The organism is Vibrio sp. 10N.247.311.14, from assembly GCF_041467715.1.
GTDB lineage: Bacteria > Pseudomonadota > Gammaproteobacteria > Enterobacterales > Vibrionaceae > Vibrio > Vibrio crassostreae_C.
Genome location: NZ_JBFSVE010000053.1, coordinates 1 through 20,337, shown reverse-complemented (window position 1 = coordinate 20,337; position 20,337 = coordinate 1). Strand labels below are relative to the sequence as shown.

Annotated in this window: 21 protein-coding genes; 16 read left to right on the top strand and 5 right to left on the bottom strand. The window is 44.5% G+C overall.

What is annotated here, in order from left to right:
* Positions 1–2: 2 nt before the first annotated feature.
* Positions 3–509, bottom strand: coding sequence for a hypothetical protein (locus tag AB6F11_RS17485; RefSeq protein WP_017062268.1), 507 nt, complete (start codon positions 507–509; stop codon positions 3–5).
* Between the two features lie 139 nt (positions 510–648).
* Positions 649–1,782, bottom strand: coding sequence for a flagellar assembly protein FlgT (locus tag AB6F11_RS17480; RefSeq protein WP_017062267.1), 1,134 nt, complete (start codon positions 1,780–1,782; stop codon positions 649–651).
* Positions 1,783–1,974: 192 nt separating this feature from the next.
* On the opposite strand from AB6F11_RS17480, the gene AB6F11_RS17475 reads away from it, so the two are divergent.
* Positions 1,975–2,610 (top strand): FlgO family outer membrane protein, encoded by a 636-nt coding sequence (locus AB6F11_RS17475; protein ID WP_017064137.1) that lies wholly within the window; start codon positions 1,975–1,977, stop codon positions 2,608–2,610.
* Positions 2,611–2,619: 9 nt separating this feature from the next.
* Positions 2,620–3,051, top strand: a complete 432-nt coding sequence (gene flgP / locus AB6F11_RS17470) for a flagellar assembly lipoprotein FlgP (RefSeq protein WP_016791311.1) — start codon at positions 2,620–2,622, stop codon at positions 3,049–3,051.
* Between the two features lie 264 nt (positions 3,052–3,315).
* Here flgP and AB6F11_RS17465 read toward each other — a convergent pair whose 3' ends face one another.
* The 3 genes from AB6F11_RS17465 to flgA all read right to left on the bottom strand — a co-directional run bounded on the left by AB6F11_RS17465 (position 3,316) and on the right by flgA (position 5,050).
* Positions 3,316–3,741 carry a flagella synthesis protein FlgN gene (locus tag AB6F11_RS17465; RefSeq protein ID WP_017062264.1) on the bottom strand — a complete coding sequence of 142 codons (426 nt, stop codon included), beginning with the start codon at positions 3,739–3,741 and terminating at the stop codon, positions 3,316–3,318.
* A gap of 66 nt (positions 3,742–3,807) precedes the next feature.
* Positions 3,808–4,125, bottom strand: coding sequence for a flagellar biosynthesis anti-sigma factor FlgM (flgM, locus tag AB6F11_RS17460; protein WP_017062263.1), 318 nt, complete (start codon positions 4,123–4,125; stop codon positions 3,808–3,810).
* Positions 4,126–4,303: 178 nt separating this feature from the next.
* Positions 4,304–5,050, bottom strand: a complete 747-nt coding sequence (flgA, locus tag AB6F11_RS17455; protein ID WP_065675605.1) for a flagellar basal body P-ring formation chaperone FlgA — start codon at positions 5,048–5,050, stop codon at positions 4,304–4,306.
* A gap of 77 nt (positions 5,051–5,127) precedes the next feature.
* Here flgA and AB6F11_RS17450 point away from each other — a divergent pair, with 77 nt between their 5' ends.
* From AB6F11_RS17450 to AB6F11_RS17385, 14 genes are all read left to right on the top strand, one after another.
* Positions 5,128–6,054 carry a chemotaxis protein CheV gene (locus AB6F11_RS17450; RefSeq protein ID WP_019825285.1) on the top strand — a complete coding sequence of 309 codons (927 nt, stop codon included), beginning with the start codon at positions 5,128–5,130 and terminating at the stop codon, positions 6,052–6,054.
* A gap of 11 nt (positions 6,055–6,065) precedes the next feature.
* On the top strand, positions 6,066–6,893 hold the full coding sequence (locus AB6F11_RS17445; protein ID WP_004736174.1) for a protein-glutamate O-methyltransferase: 828 nt from the start codon (positions 6,066–6,068) through the stop codon (positions 6,891–6,893).
* 255 nt (positions 6,894–7,148) lie between these two features.
* Entirely contained in the window at positions 7,149–7,544 is a 396-nt protein-coding gene (gene flgB / locus AB6F11_RS17440) for a flagellar basal body rod protein FlgB (protein ID WP_004736175.1), read from the top strand.
* Between the two features lie 4 nt (positions 7,545–7,548).
* Entirely contained in the window at positions 7,549–7,962 is a 414-nt protein-coding gene (gene flgC / locus AB6F11_RS17435) for a flagellar basal body rod protein FlgC (RefSeq protein WP_004736176.1), read from the top strand.
* A 17-nt stretch (positions 7,963–7,979) separates the two neighbouring features.
* The gene (flgD, locus tag AB6F11_RS17430; protein ID WP_010439286.1) at positions 7,980–8,693 is read left to right on the top strand and encodes a flagellar hook assembly protein FlgD; all 714 of its coding nucleotides are present in this window, start codon (positions 7,980–7,982) and stop codon (positions 8,691–8,693) included.
* A 49-nt stretch (positions 8,694–8,742) separates the two neighbouring features.
* Positions 8,743–10,047 carry a flagellar hook protein FlgE gene (flgE, locus tag AB6F11_RS17425; RefSeq protein ID WP_017062260.1) on the top strand — a complete coding sequence of 435 codons (1,305 nt, stop codon included), beginning with the start codon at positions 8,743–8,745 and terminating at the stop codon, positions 10,045–10,047.
* A 251-nt stretch (positions 10,048–10,298) separates the two neighbouring features.
* Positions 10,299–11,048 carry a flagellar basal body rod protein FlgF gene (locus AB6F11_RS17420; protein ID WP_019825277.1) on the top strand — a complete coding sequence of 250 codons (750 nt, stop codon included), beginning with the start codon at positions 10,299–10,301 and terminating at the stop codon, positions 11,046–11,048.
* Positions 11,049–11,069: 21 nt separating this feature from the next.
* Positions 11,070–11,858 carry a flagellar basal-body rod protein FlgG gene (flgG, locus tag AB6F11_RS17415; protein ID WP_017062259.1) on the top strand — a complete coding sequence of 263 codons (789 nt, stop codon included), beginning with the start codon at positions 11,070–11,072 and terminating at the stop codon, positions 11,856–11,858.
* A gap of 88 nt (positions 11,859–11,946) precedes the next feature.
* Positions 11,947–12,723 carry a flagellar basal body L-ring protein FlgH gene (gene flgH / locus AB6F11_RS17410; RefSeq protein WP_017062258.1) on the top strand — a complete coding sequence of 259 codons (777 nt, stop codon included), beginning with the start codon at positions 11,947–11,949 and terminating at the stop codon, positions 12,721–12,723.
* A 94-nt stretch (positions 12,724–12,817) separates the two neighbouring features.
* Positions 12,818–13,909 carry a flagellar basal body P-ring protein FlgI gene (locus tag AB6F11_RS17405; RefSeq protein WP_017062257.1) on the top strand — a complete coding sequence of 364 codons (1,092 nt, stop codon included), beginning with the start codon at positions 12,818–12,820 and terminating at the stop codon, positions 13,907–13,909.
* A 13-nt stretch (positions 13,910–13,922) separates the two neighbouring features.
* Positions 13,923–14,840: a flagellar assembly peptidoglycan hydrolase FlgJ gene (gene flgJ / locus AB6F11_RS17400; RefSeq protein ID WP_017064131.1), complete on the top strand. Its 918-nt coding sequence runs from the start codon at positions 13,923–13,925 to the stop codon at positions 14,838–14,840.
* Between the two features lie 220 nt (positions 14,841–15,060).
* Positions 15,061–16,941 (top strand): flagellar hook-associated protein FlgK, encoded by a 1,881-nt coding sequence (gene flgK / locus AB6F11_RS17395; RefSeq protein ID WP_017067655.1) that lies wholly within the window; start codon positions 15,061–15,063, stop codon positions 16,939–16,941.
* 10 nt (positions 16,942–16,951) lie between these two features.
* The gene (flgL, locus tag AB6F11_RS17390) at positions 16,952–18,142 is read left to right on the top strand and encodes a flagellar hook-associated protein FlgL (protein ID WP_017064129.1); all 1,191 of its coding nucleotides are present in this window, start codon (positions 16,952–16,954) and stop codon (positions 18,140–18,142) included.
* Positions 18,143–18,560: 418 nt separating this feature from the next.
* Positions 18,561–19,697: a flagellin gene (locus AB6F11_RS17385; RefSeq protein ID WP_017064128.1), complete on the top strand. Its 1,137-nt coding sequence runs from the start codon at positions 18,561–18,563 to the stop codon at positions 19,695–19,697.
* Positions 19,698–20,337: the final 640 nt, after the last annotated feature.

Below are 20,337 nucleotides of genomic sequence, written 5' to 3'. Positions count from 1 at the left end.
GCCTATTTTAAGTCGATGCTGTTCAACCGTCCCATAAATATAAGTAGATCAATTACGTCTTTGTGAGCATCAAGCAGCGCACGTTTGGTTTGGCTATAAGCTGCAAGTCGGCCGTGCTTTCTGATTGAACATACCTTGGTTTTGTACTTGTAGTCACCATTCTCAGAGAAGACGCGCCACTTAGCGATGTAGCACTCGTCGCGGTGCTCAGGATCACTCTGAGTTGGATTTGGCTTGAATACAATTTTGGGTTCTAAACTATGAGGCAGGCGCGTCATTAGGTAGGGCTCTTTGAGGACTTTGGGCCAAAATTTACCCCAAAGCTGTCTGCCTAGTTCATCTCTTAATTTAATGGTTTTCTTTAGTGCTTTGTCTTCACCCATACGAACAAAACCGACCGACCGATGCAGCACCGTATCTTCGGGAGTATGGATGTGGATCTTAAAAGCGGTTTTACCTTTCGAGATAAAGCGGTAACCGGTAGCACCAATTAGATTATTCTGACTCATAGTTTGCTAAGTGATGATTATGTTATTAATAAGATTACGCCAAATACTGCAAAACCGAAACTAATACCCATGAAAAAAATAAAGCCTTAGCATCTTTGCTAAGGCTTTATTAGAAACTCTGAGACGAGAGTGTCGCTAACTACATGATTTTCTGCATCACATCACCAATTTGAATGCTTCCCGCAAGGCTTGGCTGATCAATCGTGAGTTCCGCTTCGTTTTCGTAAACGCGAGAAACCGTTAGGGTGATGTCGCTTTGAGAAACCTTGTTGCGTGGCAAGCCGCGTTGGTCGATAAACGAACCTGTGTGCCACAGTTGCAACTTGTCACCTTGTTGTACGCCATGCATTCGACCTAAATCAATGGTCACAGTGTTACCAAATACCGCTGCAACCTCTGGAAGGGTGATCTTACATGACACTTCCGATTCTAAGTCCAACATAATATTACGGCTAACACGCAGCATCATGCTGCCGTAGGTTGATGCCCAGAAACGGGCACTGCGGGTGTCGACTTCACTGGTCTTAGCAAATGGCCACTTTGCCACTTCACGATAGCTACGGTTGTAAACCTGATGTCCTGTTTTACCATCGAAGACTTGCATCTCTAACGCAAACTGGCGATTGATGATGTCGTCTTTCAACAGTTTGGACTCGATGGTCGCGGTTAAATCGGTAATGTCGCCACCAATGATGTATTGTGCGCCAGTGTCTTGGGCGATCATCTTGATCACTTCAGGTCGACGTTTGTCGATGTCGTAATTGGTCGTGCCAACGGAAACAAAGCTGCGAGACTCTTGCGCCAGCTGTCGATCTACGACATGACCAAAATCATCACCGATGTTATAGATTCTGCCCATTACAGCTTGCTGTGGGGAAGTCACATCGATGTTGCCGACCAAAAATGTCTTCTTATATTGGCTCTCATGGCAAGCATTTGCCGAAGGATAGATATCGATCCTTGCGGTGATCATAATATTGCCACTGCGTTTTTTCTCTTTTTCTACCAAGATGTAGCGCACTTCATGATTGGTAAATTGAAACTCTTTTTTGTTTGCGTCGAGGTAGGGCGTGAGGTTGGCAATGCTACCAATGTCGGCTCCTGAGAACTGGATCGCTTTATATACCGCGTCTTCCAGAGCATGGACCCTTGCCGTTTCCTCTGACGATACGATGGCTGCGGTACCGGTAACCTCATACCAAGAGGCATGAGCACTGAAGCTTATGGTTATCAGTGAACTTATTGAAAATAAGTAAGAAATTATTTTTTTCATCTATTCGTTACCAGTTGGGTATAAATATTGCTTAACAAATAACTATAAGCTTGAAGCTGACTTAAGTGCGTTTTTCTTAATCTGAACCATTAATGAAAAGCAAAGACTGTTCCAACATTGTAATCCATTGAAAAGAATAATGGTGAGAACATATTGGAACAGGTGGCACTAAAACTATCTGGAGATTAGAGAATGAAAAAATGGCTCGTAGTAATGAGTGTCATGTTACTGACATCATGCGCTTATTCGCCGATCTATAACGGCAAGTCTGAATATTCAGGCAGTCAGTTTATGTTGATGGACAGCCCTCGTCATACCATGGATTTCTTTGTGGAAAGTATGACTGAAGATTTGATCATTTCGAATACAAGTATTTCAGCGAGAACGCCAATAGCAATTACTTCGTTTGTGGACCTGCAGCACATGGACACAACGAACTGGCTAGGCAACTCGGTATCAGAAGGCTTCATTCATCAGTTTCAGCGTCGTGGTTTCAAGGTGGTTGATTTTAAAACTACTGGCTCTATCCAAGTGACTCACCAAGGTGACTTTGCGTTGAGCCGCGATTGGAAAGACCTCGCACAAGAGCAAGACGTACAGTATGTATTGACAGGCACCATGCTTCGTCAAGAAGGCGGTGTACTAGTAAATGCTCGCGTTGTTGGCATGCAAACTCGAATTGTAGTGGCGACGGCACAAGGCTTTTTACCTGCAGACCGTATTGGCCGTGACCTAGATACTCTCAACAGTATTCGAACTCAAGATGGCGTGATCATTCGTTCCGATCCAACGATCAGTCAGCCTTATACTGTTATTCTTCGCCCTTAGGAGTTCGAGATGAAGAAGTTAATGTTTGTTGTTGCCGCTTTATTGCTTGTTGGCTGTCAGCCATTGCAGAGCATGAGACCTGATGATTTCTTAGTGGCTGTTGGCTATGCGAGTATCAGTGAGCAGAAAGGTCGTAACGACGAAGAGAGACGTATCCGCGCGATGAGAGCCTCTAAGATCGATGCTTATCGTGAGCTTGCTGAACAGGTTTACGGCATGCGAGTAAGCGGTCGAGCAGAACTTGAAGATCAACGGCTTGGTACAGAGCGTACGTCAGGTGCGGTTGATGGTGTTATCCGTGGCGCAGAAGTGGTGCGCAGTTACCCTGTGGGTGATAGCTACGTAACAGAGCTTCAGTTGGATATTCGCAAGATGGATCAGCTACGTAACTACGGTGAAGTTCAGGCAGTACCTGAGAAGAGACAACAAACACTGTTCTAATTTCGGTGTTCGAATTGAATATTCAGTGATATTGGTTGCTACTTGCTTTCCAGATGGCATATCGGCAACCAATAACTAATATGGATGTAAAAGCGGCAAGTATGAAAATACTTGCCGCTTTTTTGTTTATCGATTTTGTCAGGGTGTTCAAAGGCTGATTAGAAATTTTGATAAAGGACAACGACAGAAATAGCCTGAGATACAGATACAGATACAGATACAGATACAGACTTAAGTAGGAGTGTTATTGAAGAGGTAGCTTAACTAGGCTTTTACGTTGGTTCCCAGCGTGGAAATAGTATGCGTTTGACCACCGGCATTGTAGGTCATGCCAATTTTACCGTGGCTTTGCTGCATCATATTGCTGAGTTTTTTGAAGCTAAGGTGTGCTCGATTCAAGGCTTCGCCATTAACAAGGTTCGCTTGCTGGCAATCGTGCACTATCGACTGGATCTTTGTGACTAACTGAGCAAGTTCAGGATTCTCGGTCAGTTCTGAGATATTGGTATGGGTCGCGATTCGCTGATCGGTTGATCTTAATTGTTCAACAAGGACTACTTTTTCTTTGGCGATTCGCTCAATATCGTTTGATTGTCGGCTCGTAATAGCGGTTTTCTCTGAACTTAATAATTCAGATAAGGCTTTGGCATTTTGAAGTTGAAAATTAACTAAATCTGCTAGTGCCGCCATAACGTAAACCTATTCATAACCTCGTATGCTTTAAGACAATCACTTCAATCAAAAGTGAGTGTTGGCTTAAAGACCTTTTAATTCATCTTCGAACTTGATCATGTTGTCTGCCAGTTTTTCTGGATCAACAGTGTATGAACCGTTCGCAATCGCTTCTTTGATCGCTGCTACTTTCACAGAATCAAAGCTTGGTTGTGCTGCCATATCTTGGTGGAGCTGACCAATCGCTTTGCCTTGTTGGCTAAGTGAAACCGCATCTTTGCTTGCTGGTGATTTAGTTGATACATCAGAACGTGATGCCTCAGAACTAGAATCAGAGCGTACTGCTGATCGGTTAGTGGTCGTTAGGGTTTGCCCTGAACGAATATTATCAATGCCTGCCATAGTTAAGCCTTTTTCTTCAAAAATGGGAACCTGTACAGTCAATATCGACCAAGGGTTCGAATACTTTAGCAATTTTTAGCTCAATAGTCGAAAAGCGACAAAACACCGCCGCCGTCATATTTGGCGTTAGAGTAGAGAGTGAAATCGTTAACGATACCGTCAATTTAGAAGTAAAGAGTTAAAAGTAAACTGTGACTTCAGACATGCTGGTAACAATTCCTTCAATTATACGCTGTGATTTATCATTTTTCACTCTTACTTGATCGCCCATCGAGCCATCGGTAAGCGCAGTTCCTTTGGTGGTAATGGTCATGCCACCTTTTACTGCCTGTATGATAACCTTCTCGTTTCGGCACACGACACAGATATCACCTCTTTCTACAACATCACCCGGTCTTAGGTTCTTTTTTACCTTAGCGCCGATGACTTGATGTGGAGCTGTGAAACCTTGGCGACGAAACTTGTTAAGAGAAATCATAGCGGTGGTGACATCGTATTGACCGACGATTTCGCCTCTCGCGAGTGAGCGAGTGGTGGTGACAAGGGGCACCGACATCGAAAGGCGAACGGGTACATAAACTCGCCACTCATCAGGAACACATTGCACTAAAACCGTAATACTGCTACGGGTATTGGTGGTCGTTGAAGCGCTAGTTTCTAAAGGCACTGGGCAGTCTGTCGCTTTGATTCTTGAGTCAACATTTGCTGAATTAACAAAGAGTTCGCCACCTTGTGGCTGCTCTACCGTATCAAGGATATGTTGCTCCGCTGCAGACTGAATCATCTCAATTTGTTCTGGGGTCGCAGCTTGTACAAAAAAACTAAACAAAATTGATAAAATGCCGATAAACTTAGCGACAGTTTTAAAAGTAGCTCTACACATTGCTATGGAAAGAGGTGGCAAATTTATTTTATAATACGTCATTCCGTTTCTCTGGTGGTTCGTAGCCTGCAGTAGACTAACACTTTTTATACAAGAAAGTTTGATATGGAGATGAGCTCATGACGGGTATTCTTGATTCGGTGAATCAGCGTACGCAACTCGTCGGTCAAAACCGATTAGAATTACTAACCTTTCGCCTAATGGGGCGTCAGCGTTACGGCATTAATGTCTTTAAAGTAAAAGAAGTGCTTCAATGCCCTAAGCTGACAAAGATGCCAAACTTGAACCCACTGGTTAAAGGTGTAGCACACATTCGTGGCCAAACGATCTCTGTGATCGACTTGAGCTTAGCGATTGGTGGCCGTCCTACAACGGATGTTGAAAAGTGTTTTGTGGTTATCTCTGAGTTTAACCGAACCATTCAGGGTTTCTTGGTAAGTTCAGTAGAGCGCATTATTAACATGCATTGGGAATCGATTCTTCCGCCGCCAGATGGCGCAGGTAGAGCTAATTACCTGACAGCGGTAACCAACATTGATAATGAATTGGTAGAAATTCTTGATGTTGAGAAGATCCTTGCAGAAATTTCTCCTGTTGATGAAACAATGGACAGCAAGATTGCTGAAGATATTGCGAAAGTAGAACAAGAGAAAGAACTGGTTCGCCGTATCTTGATTGCTGATGACTCGACCGTTGCTCGTAAGCAGGTTCAACGTGCTATTGAGTCGATTGGTTTTGAAGTTATCTCGGTGAAGGATGGTAAAGAAGCCTATGAGAAGCTGATGCAGATGTCATCAGAAGGCAGTATTTACGATCAGATTTCATTGGTGATTTCTGATATCGAAATGCCAGAAATGGATGGATACACGCTGACTGCTGAGATTCGTCGTCACGCCGAACTTAAAGATTTATACGTAATTTTACACTCATCGTTGAGTGGTGTATTTAACCAAGCCATGGTTGAGCGTGTTGGAGCTAACTCCTTCATCGCTAAATTCAACCCGGATGAGCTTGGTGCAGCTGTAAAAGCTGCGTTAACTAACTAAAAGAGACATTAATGACTGCTATAACAATAAGTGATCAAGAGTATCGCGATTTCAGCCGTTTCTTAGAATCTCAATGTGGCATTGTATTAGGTGACAGCAAGCAGTATTTAGTGCGCAGTCGTCTAAGCCCATTAGTAACGAAGTTTAAGTTAGCTTCTTTGTCTGATTTGTTGAGAGATGTAGTAACAGGTCGAAACCGTGAGCTGCGTGTGGCTGCTGTCGATGCCATGACGACGAACGAGACACTTTGGTTCCGTGATACTTACCCGTTTGCTGTGCTTGCGGATAAGCTTCTACCGGAAATAGCGGCAAATAAACGTCCTATTAAGATTTGGTCTGCGGCAAGCTCTTCAGGCCAAGAAGCATACTCAATGGCAATGACGATTCTTGAAACTCAAGCTCGTAAGCCAGGTATGCTGCCAAATGTATCGATTACCGCAACTGACATCTCAGCAAGTATGTTGGATATGTGCCGCACTGGCGCTTACGACAACCTTGCATTGGGACGTGGACTTTCTCCAGAGCGCCGTCGTACTTTCTTTGAAGATGCGGGCGATGGCCGTATGAAAGTGAAAGATAACGTCAAGCGCATGGTGAACTTCCGCCCTCAGAACCTGATGGACAGCTATGCATTGTTAGGCAAGTTCGACATTATTTTCTGTCGTAACGTGCTGATTTACTTCTCGCCTGATATGAAGTCAAAGGTACTTAACCAAATGGCAAATAGCCTGAACCCTGGTGGGTACTTACTATTGGGCGCGTCTGAATCGTTAACAGGCTTAACCGATCGTTTTGAAATGGTTCGCTGTAATCCAGGCATCATCTACAAATTAAAGTAACGAGCGGCACCGATATTAGGTGTAAGGTTACCGTCTAAATTTAAAACCCAGCCAAGTGCTGGGTTTTCTTTTTCCTGCTTAAGCTATATCTTTAAGTCAGAGTGACATTCCAATTTACTCTATTTTTTGGCTTGTTTATTGCAAGTTTACCCACGAGTAACCTGTAAAAGCATTGATAGACCGCCTTGTTTCAAAAGTTGGTATATATATTGCTTTGGTTATTTCATAACAGTCAGTTCTTGAGTTGAGGTTTACATGGCTATTTCTTTTGACAATGCTTTGGGCATTCACCAGCACACAGTTGGTGTACGTGAGCGTAACGCTGAGGTGCTTTCCACCAATATCGCGCAAGCAAACACGCCTGGGTATAAAGCAAAGGGATTAGACTTTAAGAAATCACTGCAAGCGGCAAGTTCTGGGGCAAGCATTGGTCTTAGCCGTACAGATGGTCGGCACATTTCTGCCTCAACAACGGTGAACGGGGAAACGAAGTATCGCATTCCTACCCAACCTGATACAGGAGATGGCAACACGGTTGATTTGGATTTGGAAAGAAACCTTTTCATGCAAAACCAAATTAGGCATCAAGCCTCTCTCGACTTCTTAGGAAGTAAGTTCAAGAATTTAACTAAAGCGATTAAAGGGGAATAATTAGATGAGTTTATTCAATGTATTCAATGTGACTGGTTCTGCGATGAGTGCTGAATCTGTTCGTCTAAATACGACCTCGAGCAACCTTGCGAACGCGGACAGTGTAAGTAGTTCTGCTGAAGAAACTTACAAGGCTCGTCACGCAGTGTTCGGCGCTGAGTTAAATAAAGCACGCAACAGTGGTCACACTGTGCCTGTGAAAGTATTAGGTATTGTGGAAAGCGATAAGCCGCTAAGCGCGGAGTACAACCCGGATCACCCATTAGCGAACAACGAAGGCTATATCTACAAGCCTAATGTCAACGTTATGGAAGAAATGGCAAACATGATTTCGGCATCACGTGCGTACCAAACAAACGTACAGGTTGCTGACTCGAGTAAACAAATGCTGCTGCGTACGCTGCAGATGGGTCAATAAGGATAAGGAGGTAGCACATGGCTGGAATCAACAACAATGTTGGTCAAAGCGGCTTGTCCTATGTTGACCAGCTGAAGAGTCTTCAAGATGGCGCTAAAAAGCCCGACGAAACAACAGGTAAGCAGGATCTTAAACAAGAAGACTTCTTATCTTTGTTGACTAAGCAACTAGCACAACAAGACCCTTTCAAGCCGGTTAGCAATGACCAGATGATTGCGCAAATGGCTTCATTTGCGACCGTAGATGGCATTGGCAAAATGAATACACAGTTTGAAAGCTTGAATTCATCAATGACCTCTAACCAAGCTCTTCAGGCCTCCTCTTTAGTTGGGCGTGATGTATTGGTTCCTGGTGCGGCAGGTGTAAAACCCGGTGATGGCGGTATGGCGGCAATGGTTAAGCTTCCTCAGGCAATGGACAATGTAATGGTCCGTGTTGAGAACGAAGTTGGCCAATTGGTTCGCACATTTGATATCGGCTCTAAACCATCTGGTGATACACGTGTTGAATGGGACGGAAAAGACGAAGACGGTAACCCATTGCCGGCCGGTAAATACAACGTGAAAGCGTCGGGTTTGCTGGATGGCGAGAACACAGAGTTCCAAGTTTCCAGTTATGCGAACGTGAACAGTGTGCTTCTTGGTAAGGGCGATGGCAACGTACTACTCAATCTGGCTGGTTTCACATCGCCAGTACGACTTGCTGAAGTACTAGAAGTTGGTAAAGCGTAGCTCTTTATTGAGTGACTATGCTAGCTAGATAGATTAGGAGAATAATGGAATGTCATATGTAGCTTTAAGCGGCCTATCCGCTGCACAATTAGACCTGAATACAACCAGTAACAACATTGCGAACGCGAACACATTTGGCTTTAAAGAGTCTCGTGCCGAGTTTGGTGATGTTTACTCAAGCTCGTTGTTCACTAACGCAAAAACGACGGCAGGTGGCGGTGCGCAAGCTAGCCAAGTGGCGCAACAGTTCCACGAAGGTTCAAGTATTTATACGAACAACCCAATGGACTTACGTGTAAGTGGTACAGGTTTCTTTGCAGTATCGAAAGACCGCATGGTGCCAGAGATTAACGAATTAACGCGTAATGGTGCATTTCACCTAAACAAAGACAACTACATGGTTACCGCTAATGATGAGTTTCTTTTAGGTTACGATGTTGATCCAAACTCGGGGGAAGTTCTTTCTTATGCGCCAAAGCCTCTCGACATTCCTGCTGAGTTTGGTAAACCAAAACAGACAGAAAACATTGAAGTAGGGGTTAACCTTCCTGCAAACGGTGATCTTAAAGACCCGGCTGCATTTAACTTCAAAGATGCTGATACTTATAACCGTGCAACGTCTTCGACGGTATACGATTCTATGGGTCAGTCTTACAAGTTAACGACTTACTACCTCAAAGATCAGACTCAACCAAACACTTGGCAAACGTACTACACCATGTCAGATGAGAACGGTGAAAAGCCGGTCAACATTACTGGTGGTGATGCGACGAATGCACAAGGTCATGTTGGTCACACAATGAAGTTCAACAATGACGGTACGTTAGCAAGCCTAAACAATGGTCAGCCGATTAACTCGGAACCACTGGGTGCTGGTGCGAACCCTATTGACTTGAACGGTGCTGATCCAACTCAAGTGCTTAAGTTTGGTTTAGATTCTTCAACTCAGTTTGCCGCTCCGTTTGAATTGACTAAGTTTGATGAAGATGGCGCGACAACAGGTTTCTTAACAAAAATCGATTTCGATGAGTACGGCAGTGTTCTAGGTACTTATTCAAATGGTGAAAACGTGATGCTTGGCCGTGTAGGCTTGGTTCGTGTACCAAATGAGCAAGGTCTGGATAAGAAAGGCGGTACTCAATGGGATTCTACCAACGACTCTGGTGACAAGATCTGGGGTGAATCGAACAAAGGTTCATTTGGTAGCATCAACAACGGCTCGCTAGAGCAGTCGAACATCGATATGACTCAAGAACTGGTTGATTTGATTTCTGCTCAACGTAACTTCCAGGCGAACTCGCGTTCTCTAGAAGTACACAACCAGCTACAACAGAATATTCTTCAGATTCGTTAATCGTTTAAAGCGTTTGAATCATCTGCGAATACCCAATTCAATGTTATTGAATTGGGTATTGTTGTTTGTCTTTTTATTTGCCGCCCCTATTGCCGCCCGGTAATGCCACTGGCAACAATTCTTCCTCAATGATCCTTTGATGATCACTCTTCTTGTTCGTTTTCTATTTAAATTATTGATAAATAACAGTTAAAAATATTGGCACAGTGTTTGCTTTATTAGCCCCAGAAGATGATTTTTGGAGCAAAATTATGGATCGCGCACTGTTTCTTGCCATGAGTGGCGCTAAGCAAAATATGCAGGCTTTGCAGCTACGTGCAAACAACCTTGCCAACGTGAGTACAACGGGTTTCCGTGCTGATTTAGCACAAGCACGTTCAATGCAAGCGTATGGTGAAGGCATGCCTACTCGTGTTTTCAGTATGACAGAGCGTCCTGGTCATAATTTTGCGCAAGGTAGTGTGGTTACCACTGGCCGAGATCTCGATGTTACCGTTCAAGGTGATGGCTGGATTTCAGTGATGGATAACACCGGCCGCGAAGGTTTAACGCGTAACGGTAACCTTAAGGTTGACCAAAACGGTTTACTAACCAACGCAAGCGGTCACTTAGTGCTTGGTGAAAACGATGCACCAATCACGCTGCCAATCCCAATCAGCAAAGTAGAAATTGGTACAGACGGTACGATTTCGGTGATTCCTCAAGGCGCTCCAGCTGAAGAATTGGCCGTGGTTGATCGTATTAAGCTTGTACGTCCAGACAACCAAAGTTTGTTTAAAGACACGAATGGTCTATTCCGTTCGAAAAACCCAGATCAGGCATACGAAGCAGATGCAGCGGTAACGTTGCTAAAAGGTGCTATCGAAGGCAGTAACGTAAATGCCGTAGGTGAAATGACCAGCCTAATTGACTTACAACGTCAGTTTGAAATGCAGGTCAAAATGATGAGCACAGCAGAGGAAATGGACAAGTCGTCTGATTCACTGCTTCGTATGAGCTAATAGAATTTAAAGGACATTGCTATGCATCCAGCATTATGGGTAAGTAAAACGGGTTTAGACGCCCAACAAACCAATATCTCAACGATTTCGAACAACCTTGCCAACGCCTCAACCATTGGTTTTAAAAAGAGCCGCGCGGTATTTGAAGATCTATTCTACCAGAATATTAATCAACCGGGTGGTCAATCGTCTCAGAATACTGAGCTGCCAAGTGGTTTGATGCTGGGTGCCGGTTCTAAGGTCGTCGCGACTCAAAAAGTGCACACTCACGGTAACGCACAAACGACATCTAACAGCCTAGACATGATGATTGAAGGCGACGGTTTCTTCCAAGTTGAAATGCCAGACGGTGAAACAGGTTACAGCCGCAATGGTCAGTTCACACTGAACGGTGAAGGCGCGATCGTAACGTCGGGCCAAGGTTATCCTCTACAACCAGAAATTGTGATTCCTGAAGACGCGATCTCGGTAACGGTTGGTAACGACGGTGAAGTATCGGTTCGTCTACGTGGCGAGCAAAACAACGTCGTGGTTGGTCAAATTACCATTACTGACTTTGTAAACCCAGGTGGTCTAGAGCCAGTAGGTCAAAACCTTTACTTGCCAACTGGCGCGAGTGGCGACCCACAAGAGGGTGTACCGGGTTTTGATGGCCTGGGTAACATCCGCCAATCGATGCTAGAAACATCGAACGTAAACGTAACTGAAGAGCTGGTAAACATGATTGAAGCTCAGCGTGTATACGAAATGAATTCGAAAGTTATCTCGTCAGTAGACAAGATGATGAGCTTTGTTAACCAACAGCTGTAATTGGTTTATTCGCCGTTTACTTTTTTAATTAATCTATCTGTTTTTGCTAATTGACCCATTTACCACTGCCTGCTGAGAGTATATCGCCATGAAACGTATTTTTTGTTTAGCCCTGTTAGCTTCGATGACTGGTTGTACAGTACTGGATCCAATTGAGACGCCAGCACAAGAGAACGCGACCACAGTGGTTGATGCGGTTGAAGGCGATAAGTCGGCAGAAGAAAGTTCAGGAATTATCGACACGCTTCGTGGGCGAACCGATCCAATTGCTGGTGACCCTGCATGGGCGCCAATCAACCCCAAGCAGAAGCCAGAGCATTATGCAGCGGCAACGGGCTCACTGTTTAATGTGAACCACATTGGCAGCATGTATGACGACTCAAAGCCTCGTGGTATTGGTGACATCATCACTGTAGCGCTAGATGAGAATACTCGAGCGACCAAAAAAGCCAACGCAGACATGTCTAAGTCGAATGATGCATCGATGGAGCCGCTGGCTGTTGGTGGTCAAGAGCTGACGATCGATAAGTACAACTTCTCTTACGATCTGAGCAACACCAATACCTTCGCTGGTGATGCATCAGCCAACCAAAGTAACAGCATCAGCGGCTATATCACCGTAGAAGTGATCGAAGTATTAGCCAATGGCAACCTAGTGGTTCGTGGTGAGAAGTGGATGACACTGAACACAGGCGATGAGTATATCCGCCTAAGCGGCACCATCCGTCCTGATGATATTGATTTTGAAAATACCATCGCTTCAAACCGTGTTTCTAACGCACGAATTCAGTACTCGGGCACGGGCGTGCAGAAAGATATGCAAGAACCTGGATTCTTGGCACGATTCTTTAATGTATCTCTGTAGAGCTTGATAGGACGACGACATACTGACAGCCTCTATCACTGAGCCACATTTAGCTAAGCTATTATAAATTAAAGCAATACAGACAGGTTACTCAATGAAAAAACTGACACTCGTACTATTCGGCATGCTATTTCTTGCCACCAGTGCCCATGCTGCGCGAATCAAAGACGTGGCAAAAGTGGCGGGTGTTCGTAGTAACCAACTTGTAGGTTATGGTTTGGTCACGGGCTTGCCGGGTACTGGTGAGACAACTCCCTTTACCGATCAAACATTTAACGCAATGCTGCAAAATTTTGGCATCCAATTGCCGCCCGGCACTAAGCCAAAAACCAAAAACGTCGCGGCTGTTATTGTGACTGCTGAACTGCCAGCATTCTCTAAGCAAGGCCAAGAAGTTGACGTAACCGTTTCTTCTATCGGTTCAGCAAAAAGCCTTCGTGGTGGTACCTTGCTACAGACCTTCTTGAAAGGTCTAGACGGTCAAGTGTATGCGGTCGCGCAGGGTAACTTGGTGGTAAGTGGCTTTAGTGCACAAGGTAACGACGGTTCTAAGATTGTCGGTAACAACCCTAACGTTGGTATCATCTCTAGCGGTGCGACGGTTGAACAAGAGATCCCAACGCCATTCGGTCGTGGTGACTACATCACCTTCAACCTAATCCAATCAGATTTCACAACGGCTCAGCGTATGGCTGATGCGGTTAATAATTTCCTAGGCCCACAAATGGCTTCAGCGGTAGACGCAACTTCAGTAAAAGTTCGTGCACCGCGTGAAATCAGCCAGCGTGTAGCATTCTTGTCGGCTATCGAAAACATCGAGTTCGACCCTGCTGAAGGCTCTGCAAAAATCATCGTCAACTCTCGTACAGGTACGATTGTGGTTGGTAAGCACGTTCGCCTAAAAGCGGCGGCGGTCACCCACGGTGGTATGACGGTTGCAATTAAAGAAAATCTAAACGTAAGCCAACCGAATGCATTCTCTGGTGGCCAAACGGTAGTGGTCCCTGATTCTGATATCGAAATCACGGAAGGCGATGGTAAGATGTTCAAATTTGAACCTGGCCTAACGCTGGACGATTTGGTACGCGCAGTCAATGAAGTGGGCGCTGCACCTTCTGATTTAATGGCAATCCTTCAAGCACTGAAACAAGCGGGTGCAATTGAAGGCCAATTGATCATTATCTAAGAAGGGGTAAAGCATGATTAAGAATAACAATGACATCGGCTTTATTCACGACATCGGTAGTTTAGACCGTCTTCGTCAACAAGCGGTAAACGGTGAAGAAGGTAGCGAGAAAGAAGCATTAACCGCGGCGGCAAAACAGTTTGAATCGATTTTCACCTCGATGTTGTTTAAGTCAATGCGCGATGCTAACTCGAGCTTTAAGTCGGATATGTTGAACAGCCAGAACGAGCAGTTCTATCGTCAGATGCAAGATGACCAAATGGCGAGTGAGTTAAGCGCTTCAGGTTCATTAGGTCTTGCAGATATGATCGTGGCTCAACTAAGCGCTGGCCAAGCAAGCGATACGTCTGAAGAGAAGGTTCGCAGTGAAGGCTTTGATGCTTCATTGCAAAGACCGCAATATTCAGGCCGTTCGGAAGAGCGAGCGTCAGACGTTCAACCTGCGCAAGCAGCAAAACAGCCAGTATCCTTTGATTCTCCAGAATCGTTTGTGACCTCAATGAAGCCTTACGCGGAAAAAGCGGCAAGTGCGCTTGGTGTGGACTCGTCTCTTCTATTGGCACAAGCTGCCCTTGAAACGGGTTGGGGTTCTAAAATGGTTAAGAACTCTTTGGGCAACAGCAATAACTTATTTAACATCAAAGCAGATAGAAGTTGGAAGGGCGATAAGGTCGCGACTCAAACTCTTGAGTTCCATGGCAAAACCGCCGTTAAAGAGTCAGCTTCCTTCCGTTCTTACTCTAATTTCGAAGATAGCTTTAATGATTACGTGAAGTTCTTGAACGAAAATCCAAGATACGAAACGGCGCTACAGCATCAAGGCAATTCAGAGAATTTCATCAAAGGTATTCATCAGGCTGGTTACGCAACTGACCCTAACTATGCAGACAAGGTTTTACGAGTTAAAGCCAAGATTGATGAGATGAACTAGCGTCATAAATCAACATAGAGAGCTTGCTACTGGCAGGCTCTTTTCTTCTCCGCCCCTTCAGTTCTTACGCGTAGTCCATAGTTATCTCCTTACACTTCAATAAATTATCGTCTTTTAATTCCCTATTGTTTTTGTTGGCACATATATTGCAATTATCTTAGTAATATACGGTTGTAGTTAATCAGTTCATTCTGGTTTTGTTAAGTTTTTTGGGGGCATTATGGCGTCGGATCTTCTGAATGTAGGGGCACAAAGTGTTCTTACGGCTCAGAGACAGCTCAACACCACAGGTCATAACATTTCTAACGCTAACACAGAGGGCTATAGCCGCCAGTCTGTGATTCAAGGTGTGAATGACCCGCGCCAGTACGGTGGGCAATCCTACGGTATGGGGGTACATGTGGAAAATGTTCGCCGCTCTTGGGATCAGTTTGCCGTCAAAGAACTTAACTTATCGACAACCAATGCCGCCAACAAAGGCGATACCGAAGCCAACCTCGATATGCTGTCGAGCATGTTGTCGTCGGTCGCTTCAAAGAAGATTCCAGAAAACCTCAACGAATGGTTTGATTCCGTTAAGACTCTCGCCGATACCCCAAATGATGTGGGTGCGCGTAAGGTCGTGTTAGAGAAAGCAGGGCTTGTAACTAAAACCTTGAATGAATTTCATGAAACAGTTCGTCAACAGTCTGATTCTACCAATAAAAAATTAGATATGGGTATCGAGCGAGTTAACCAACTTGCGTACGAGATCCGTGATGTTCAGCGTTTAATGATGCGAACTCCTGGGCCTCATAATGACCTACGAGATCAGCATGAAAAGTTGATTAATGAGCTTTCTGGTTACACCAAAGTTACGGTGACACCACGCTCAAATGCCGAAGGGTTTAATGTCCATATTGGTAATGGCCATACCTTGGTCTCTGGTAGTGAAGCGAGTCAGCTGAAGATGGTTGATGGCTTACCCGATGCACATCAGCGCCGCCTAGCGATTGTTGAAGGTAAGTCTTTAAAACCGATCACCAGCAGTGATATCGACGGAAAAATCGGCGCCATGCTAGACATGCGTGACGAACATATCCCAGCAATCATGGATGAGCTTGGTCGTTTGGCGACCGCGTTTTCATATGAGGTCAATAGTCTTCAAGAACAAGGTTTGGATCTTAACGGCAACGTAGGTAAGGACTTGTTTACCGACGTGAACTCAGAGCTGGTGGCAAAATCTCGTGTCACGGCTAGCGGGCAATCGAAAGCCGATGTTGCGGTATACATTGATGATACTTCTGCCTTAAAAGGCGGTGAGTATGGACTGAAATACGATGGCAGTGATTATGTCGTGACTAAGCCGAACGGTGAGACCGTTAAGATGGCGACCGACTCTAGCGGTAGTGCTTTTTATCTTGATGGCATGCGAGTGGAAGTACGTAACCCTCCTGAACTAGGAGAGAAACTGTTACTGCGTCCAACGCGTAATTTTGCTGCGCAGATTCATATGGAAACCAAAGACCCGAAAGACATTGCTGCGCAAAGTTATGAGGCATCGACCACGTTTGCCAAGGGTACAGCGGGATTTAAAATCCTAGAAGCAGGTCAACTGCGTGAGTTTGAAGTGATTGTCTCACCAAAAGGTGAGCAGTTTGCTGTGACGGATCCGAAGGGTAACATTTTAATGCAGCCTCAACCGTATCCGCCACAAGGGCCAGTGACCATCAACGGTACAACGTTTGAGCTCACACCCGGTGCGGTGGCAAATGATAAGTTTACGGCAAACCTTGTCCCATCAGAAGGTGACAACGGTAACCTGCGTAAGCTACAAGATCTTCAAACAGGAAAGCTGTTGAATGATGGTGAGTCTACGATTTTAGACCTTTACCACAACTTGAATACTAATACAGGCTTGAAGTCTTCAACGGCAAATCGCCTGAGTGATATTGCGACATTAGAAAAACAGTCGGCTCAAGAACGTATTGCTTCTATCTCGGGAGTAAACCTCGATGAAGAAGCGGCAAACATGATGAAATTTCAGCAAGCGTATATGGCTTCTTCACGTATCATGCAAGCAGCCAACGATACGTTTAACACTATTTTGGCTCTGAGATAGGAAGGTATAAATGTTGAATCGTATCTCTAGCTTCCATAATTATCAGTCAGTACAAAACGACTTGCGCCGTCAAGAGAACAAGGTGCATCACAACCAAGCACAACTTGCTTCGGGTAAGAAGTTACAGTCGCCAAGTGATGACCCATTAGCGACGCACTATTTACAGAACATTGGTCAGCAGTCAGAACAGCTTAAACAGTATGTCGATGCGATTACTCTAGTCAGAAACCGTCTTGAGCATCATGAAGTATTGGTTTCTAACACTGAAGGCTTTGCTGATGAAGCAAAACGAACCGTGATGGAAATGATCAACGGTGCGCTTTCTCCGGAAGACCGTTTAGCTAAGAAGCGTGAAATTCAAGAACTGGCGAATAACTTCCTGCATTTAGCCAACTCTCAAGATGAGTCGGGTAACTACACGTTTGCAGGCACTAAGCCGAAAAATCAGCCTTTCTTTCGAGATAACGAAGGGAATGTGACATATCAAGGTGATGACTACCAACGCAAGATGCGTGTGGCAAGCAGCTTTGAAATGGCAATGAATGATCCGGGCAGCAAGATGTTTATGGAAATAGACAACCCGTTCGGTGACTACGAACCTCAGTACGAGCTTGAACCTGCGTCTGAGTTATTGCTCGGGCGTGCGACCAACAGCGATGAAGATGGGTCTACTTATAAAGTGACGTTTGTCGACATGCAGACGGGCAATTTCGCTTATCAGCTTGAAAAAGACGGCGCAGTGGTTGCGGCAGAAGATTTTGATCCTTCGACAGGCATTGTTTATGAAGGGCTGAATATTCAAATCAAAGGCCAAATCACTAAAGGTGATTCGATCACCTTAGAACCACGAGAGACTTTCTCTATCTTTGATACGTTCAAAGAGGCTGCTGAGCAGGCTGAAAACCCGGTATCGGATGCATCAGCAACAGCGAAACTGCACCAAGTAACTGAAGAGTTCCACGCTGCGTTTATCCATTTGACCAAGGCAAGAACCGATGTTGGTGCACGCTTGAGTACTTTGGATATTCAAGAGCAACAACATGAAGATTTCAAGTTGTCTTTAGCAAAAGCAAAAAGCAACTTTGAAGACTTGGATTACTCGAAAGCGATCATTGAGTTCAATGAAAACTCTCGAGCACTACAAGCTTCTCAACAAGCGTTTGGCAAAACCAAAGACCTGACCTTGTTTAACTATATTTAATGATCAATCGGTATTTAATGGTGGCTTGTCGATCACCATGGCGTTGATTCCTTGCCGTATGTGCTATGCCATACGTGCGAATGACGCCACAGTTTGCCGCTTTTTTGTACGAAGCATGATGTTTCTAGAATAGCGGCAAAAAACGGCAATAAGGAAGGTGAATGTTTTTCATCTTCTAATAGTAGAAAATCATAATTGCGCAGTGTTGTTTGTAAGCTTCTGATTTTTAGATAATTAAAAAATTATTTATATGATATTAAACTTGGCATACAACTTGTATCTGTGTTGGTTATAAATGATTAATACAGATCTTAAACCTTGTATAGGGTTTATCGAGTAATACACGGTCAGTGCTTATCCATATGAGAGTAAAGCTGGCCGCTTCGCAGAAACTTTGCGAACTCATAAGGAGAGCAAAATGGCTATCAATGTAAGCACTAACGTATCTGCTATGACAGCACAGCGTTACCTGAATAAAGCATCTAATGACTTAGCGACTTCTATGGAGCGTTTGTCATCTGGTCACAAGATCAACAGCGCGAAAGATGATGCGGCAGGTCTGCAAATCTCGAACCGTCTAACCGCTCAGTCTCGTGGTCTTGATGTGGCAATGCGTAATGCCAACGACGGTATTTCGATTGCTCAAACAGCAGAAGGCGCGATGAACGAATCGACTAACGTACTACAACGTATGCGTGATCTAGCGATTCAATCATCAAACGGCACTAACTCGCCGGCAGAGCGTACTGCACTGAACGAAGAGTCAATGGCACTTCAAGATGAGCTTAACCGTATTGCGGAAACCACATCGTTTGGTGGTCGTCGTCTACTGAACGGTTCATTCGGTGAAGCTTCATTCCAGATCGGTTCTAACTCTGGTGAAGCAATGATCATGGCTCTGACAAGTATCCGTGCAGATGACTACCGTATGGGTGGTACTACGTTCGATTCAGAAAACGCGAAAGATAAGAACTGGGAAGTGCCGCCAACAGCGAGCGATCTTAAGTTCGAATTCAAAACCAAAGCGGGTGAAGACATCGTTTTAGATATCAATACCAAAGCGGGCGATGATATCGAAGAGCTTGCGACTTACATTAATGGTCAGTCTGATCTTGTGAACGCATCGGTTACTGATGATGGTCGCATTCAACTGTTCGTTGCTGAACCTGACCTTGACGGCCCAATGTCTATCTCTGGTGGTCTAGCGTCTGAGCTAGGTATTAAGAGTGAAGGCCGCGCAACCTCGGTTCAAGATGTTAGCTTAACCAGCGTTGCGGGTTCACAGAACGCGATCAGCGTGATTGATTCTGCAATGAAGTACGTGGATTCACAGCGTGCTGATTTGGGTGCAAAACAGAACCGTCTAAGCCACAGTATTAATAACTTGGCAAACGTACAAGAGAACGTAGACGCTTCAAACAGCCGAATCAAAGATACGGACTTTGCGAAAGAGACGACGCAAATGACCAAATCACAAATTCTGCAACAAGCAGGTACTTCAATACTTGCTCAAGCAAAACAGTTGCCTAACTCTGCAATGTCATTATTGCAATAGTTATTGGTTGAACTTGCTGCTCGTGTTCAGACGTGAGCCATGCAGCAAGGGAAACTGGCAAGCATACTTACTATTGAATGTTTAGCTCTCTCATCTCTCACCTGCTATCCATTTTTGCAGTAAGAATGCAACGGCAAGTCGGAAATGTGTTCATTTCTCGATGATCTCCACACAGGCTCTGACGCGCCAACTAGCCCCGGTTCTCTCAAAGGAAAAGGGGCTTTTTCCTTTCTGTATTTCTTGTTTTTGCTATTTATTTTCCTGTGAACTTTCTCGCACTACCTTTTCCAAATCTCTATTTGATGGTTCTTCTTCACGATAAATAATGTCATCTATTACACAAGATTTGCGTAAGTCAGAGATCTTTGGCGATTGATCATTTCTCGACCTTGAGCCATTTAGACGGCGGTTCGTACGCTTTCTGAACAGATTAAGATCTTTTTCCAATTGAAATCTATCGCTGTATTAGAAAATGATGAAAATTAAGTTGTTGATAAATATTATATTAATATTTTTTTTGTGGTTTTTTGAAAGTTTTTCTAAAGCTTCTGATTTTCGCGCCGTTATTAAAAGTAACTTTGAGAGAACTACTTGGTTTTCCGAGACGTCGGAAACCGCTATACCGGAAAATCAATTGGAG

Excerpts from the sequence above, each read along its gene's own strand:
- AB6F11_RS17485 (WP_017062268.1), bottom strand. The coding sequence starts at position 509 with ATGAGTCAGAATAATCTAATTGGTGCTACCGGTTACCGCTTTATCTCG.
- AB6F11_RS17480 (WP_017062267.1), bottom strand. The coding sequence starts at position 1,782 with ATGAAAAAAATAATTTCTTACTTATTTTCAATAAGTTCACTGATAACC.
- AB6F11_RS17475 (WP_017064137.1), top strand. The coding sequence starts at position 1,975 with ATGAAAAAATGGCTCGTAGTAATGAGTGTCATGTTACTGACATCATGC.
- flgP (WP_016791311.1), top strand. The coding sequence starts at position 2,620 with ATGAAGAAGTTAATGTTTGTTGTTGCCGCTTTATTGCTTGTTGGCTGT.
- AB6F11_RS17465 (WP_017062264.1), bottom strand. The coding sequence starts at position 3,741 with ATGGCGGCACTAGCAGATTTAGTTAATTTTCAACTTCAAAATGCCAAA.
- flgM (WP_017062263.1), bottom strand. The coding sequence starts at position 4,125 with ATGGCAGGCATTGATAATATTCGTTCAGGGCAAACCCTAACGACCACT.
- flgA (WP_065675605.1), bottom strand. The coding sequence starts at position 5,050 with ATGACGTATTATAAAATAAATTTGCCACCTCTTTCCATAGCAATGTGT.
- AB6F11_RS17450 (WP_019825285.1), top strand. The coding sequence starts at position 5,128 with ATGACGGGTATTCTTGATTCGGTGAATCAGCGTACGCAACTCGTCGGT.
- AB6F11_RS17445 (WP_004736174.1), top strand. The coding sequence starts at position 6,066 with ATGACTGCTATAACAATAAGTGATCAAGAGTATCGCGATTTCAGCCGT.
- flgB (WP_004736175.1), top strand. The coding sequence starts at position 7,149 with ATGGCTATTTCTTTTGACAATGCTTTGGGCATTCACCAGCACACAGTT.
- flgC (WP_004736176.1), top strand. The coding sequence starts at position 7,549 with ATGAGTTTATTCAATGTATTCAATGTGACTGGTTCTGCGATGAGTGCT.
- flgD (WP_010439286.1), top strand. The coding sequence starts at position 7,980 with ATGGCTGGAATCAACAACAATGTTGGTCAAAGCGGCTTGTCCTATGTT.
- flgE (WP_017062260.1), top strand. The coding sequence starts at position 8,743 with ATGTCATATGTAGCTTTAAGCGGCCTATCCGCTGCACAATTAGACCTG.
- AB6F11_RS17420 (WP_019825277.1), top strand. The coding sequence starts at position 10,299 with ATGGATCGCGCACTGTTTCTTGCCATGAGTGGCGCTAAGCAAAATATG.
- flgG (WP_017062259.1), top strand. The coding sequence starts at position 11,070 with ATGCATCCAGCATTATGGGTAAGTAAAACGGGTTTAGACGCCCAACAA.
- flgH (WP_017062258.1), top strand. The coding sequence starts at position 11,947 with ATGAAACGTATTTTTTGTTTAGCCCTGTTAGCTTCGATGACTGGTTGT.
- AB6F11_RS17405 (WP_017062257.1), top strand. The coding sequence starts at position 12,818 with ATGAAAAAACTGACACTCGTACTATTCGGCATGCTATTTCTTGCCACC.
- flgJ (WP_017064131.1), top strand. The coding sequence starts at position 13,923 with ATGATTAAGAATAACAATGACATCGGCTTTATTCACGACATCGGTAGT.
- flgK (WP_017067655.1), top strand. The coding sequence starts at position 15,061 with ATGGCGTCGGATCTTCTGAATGTAGGGGCACAAAGTGTTCTTACGGCT.
- flgL (WP_017064129.1), top strand. The coding sequence starts at position 16,952 with ATGTTGAATCGTATCTCTAGCTTCCATAATTATCAGTCAGTACAAAAC.
- AB6F11_RS17385 (WP_017064128.1), top strand. The coding sequence starts at position 18,561 with ATGGCTATCAATGTAAGCACTAACGTATCTGCTATGACAGCACAGCGT.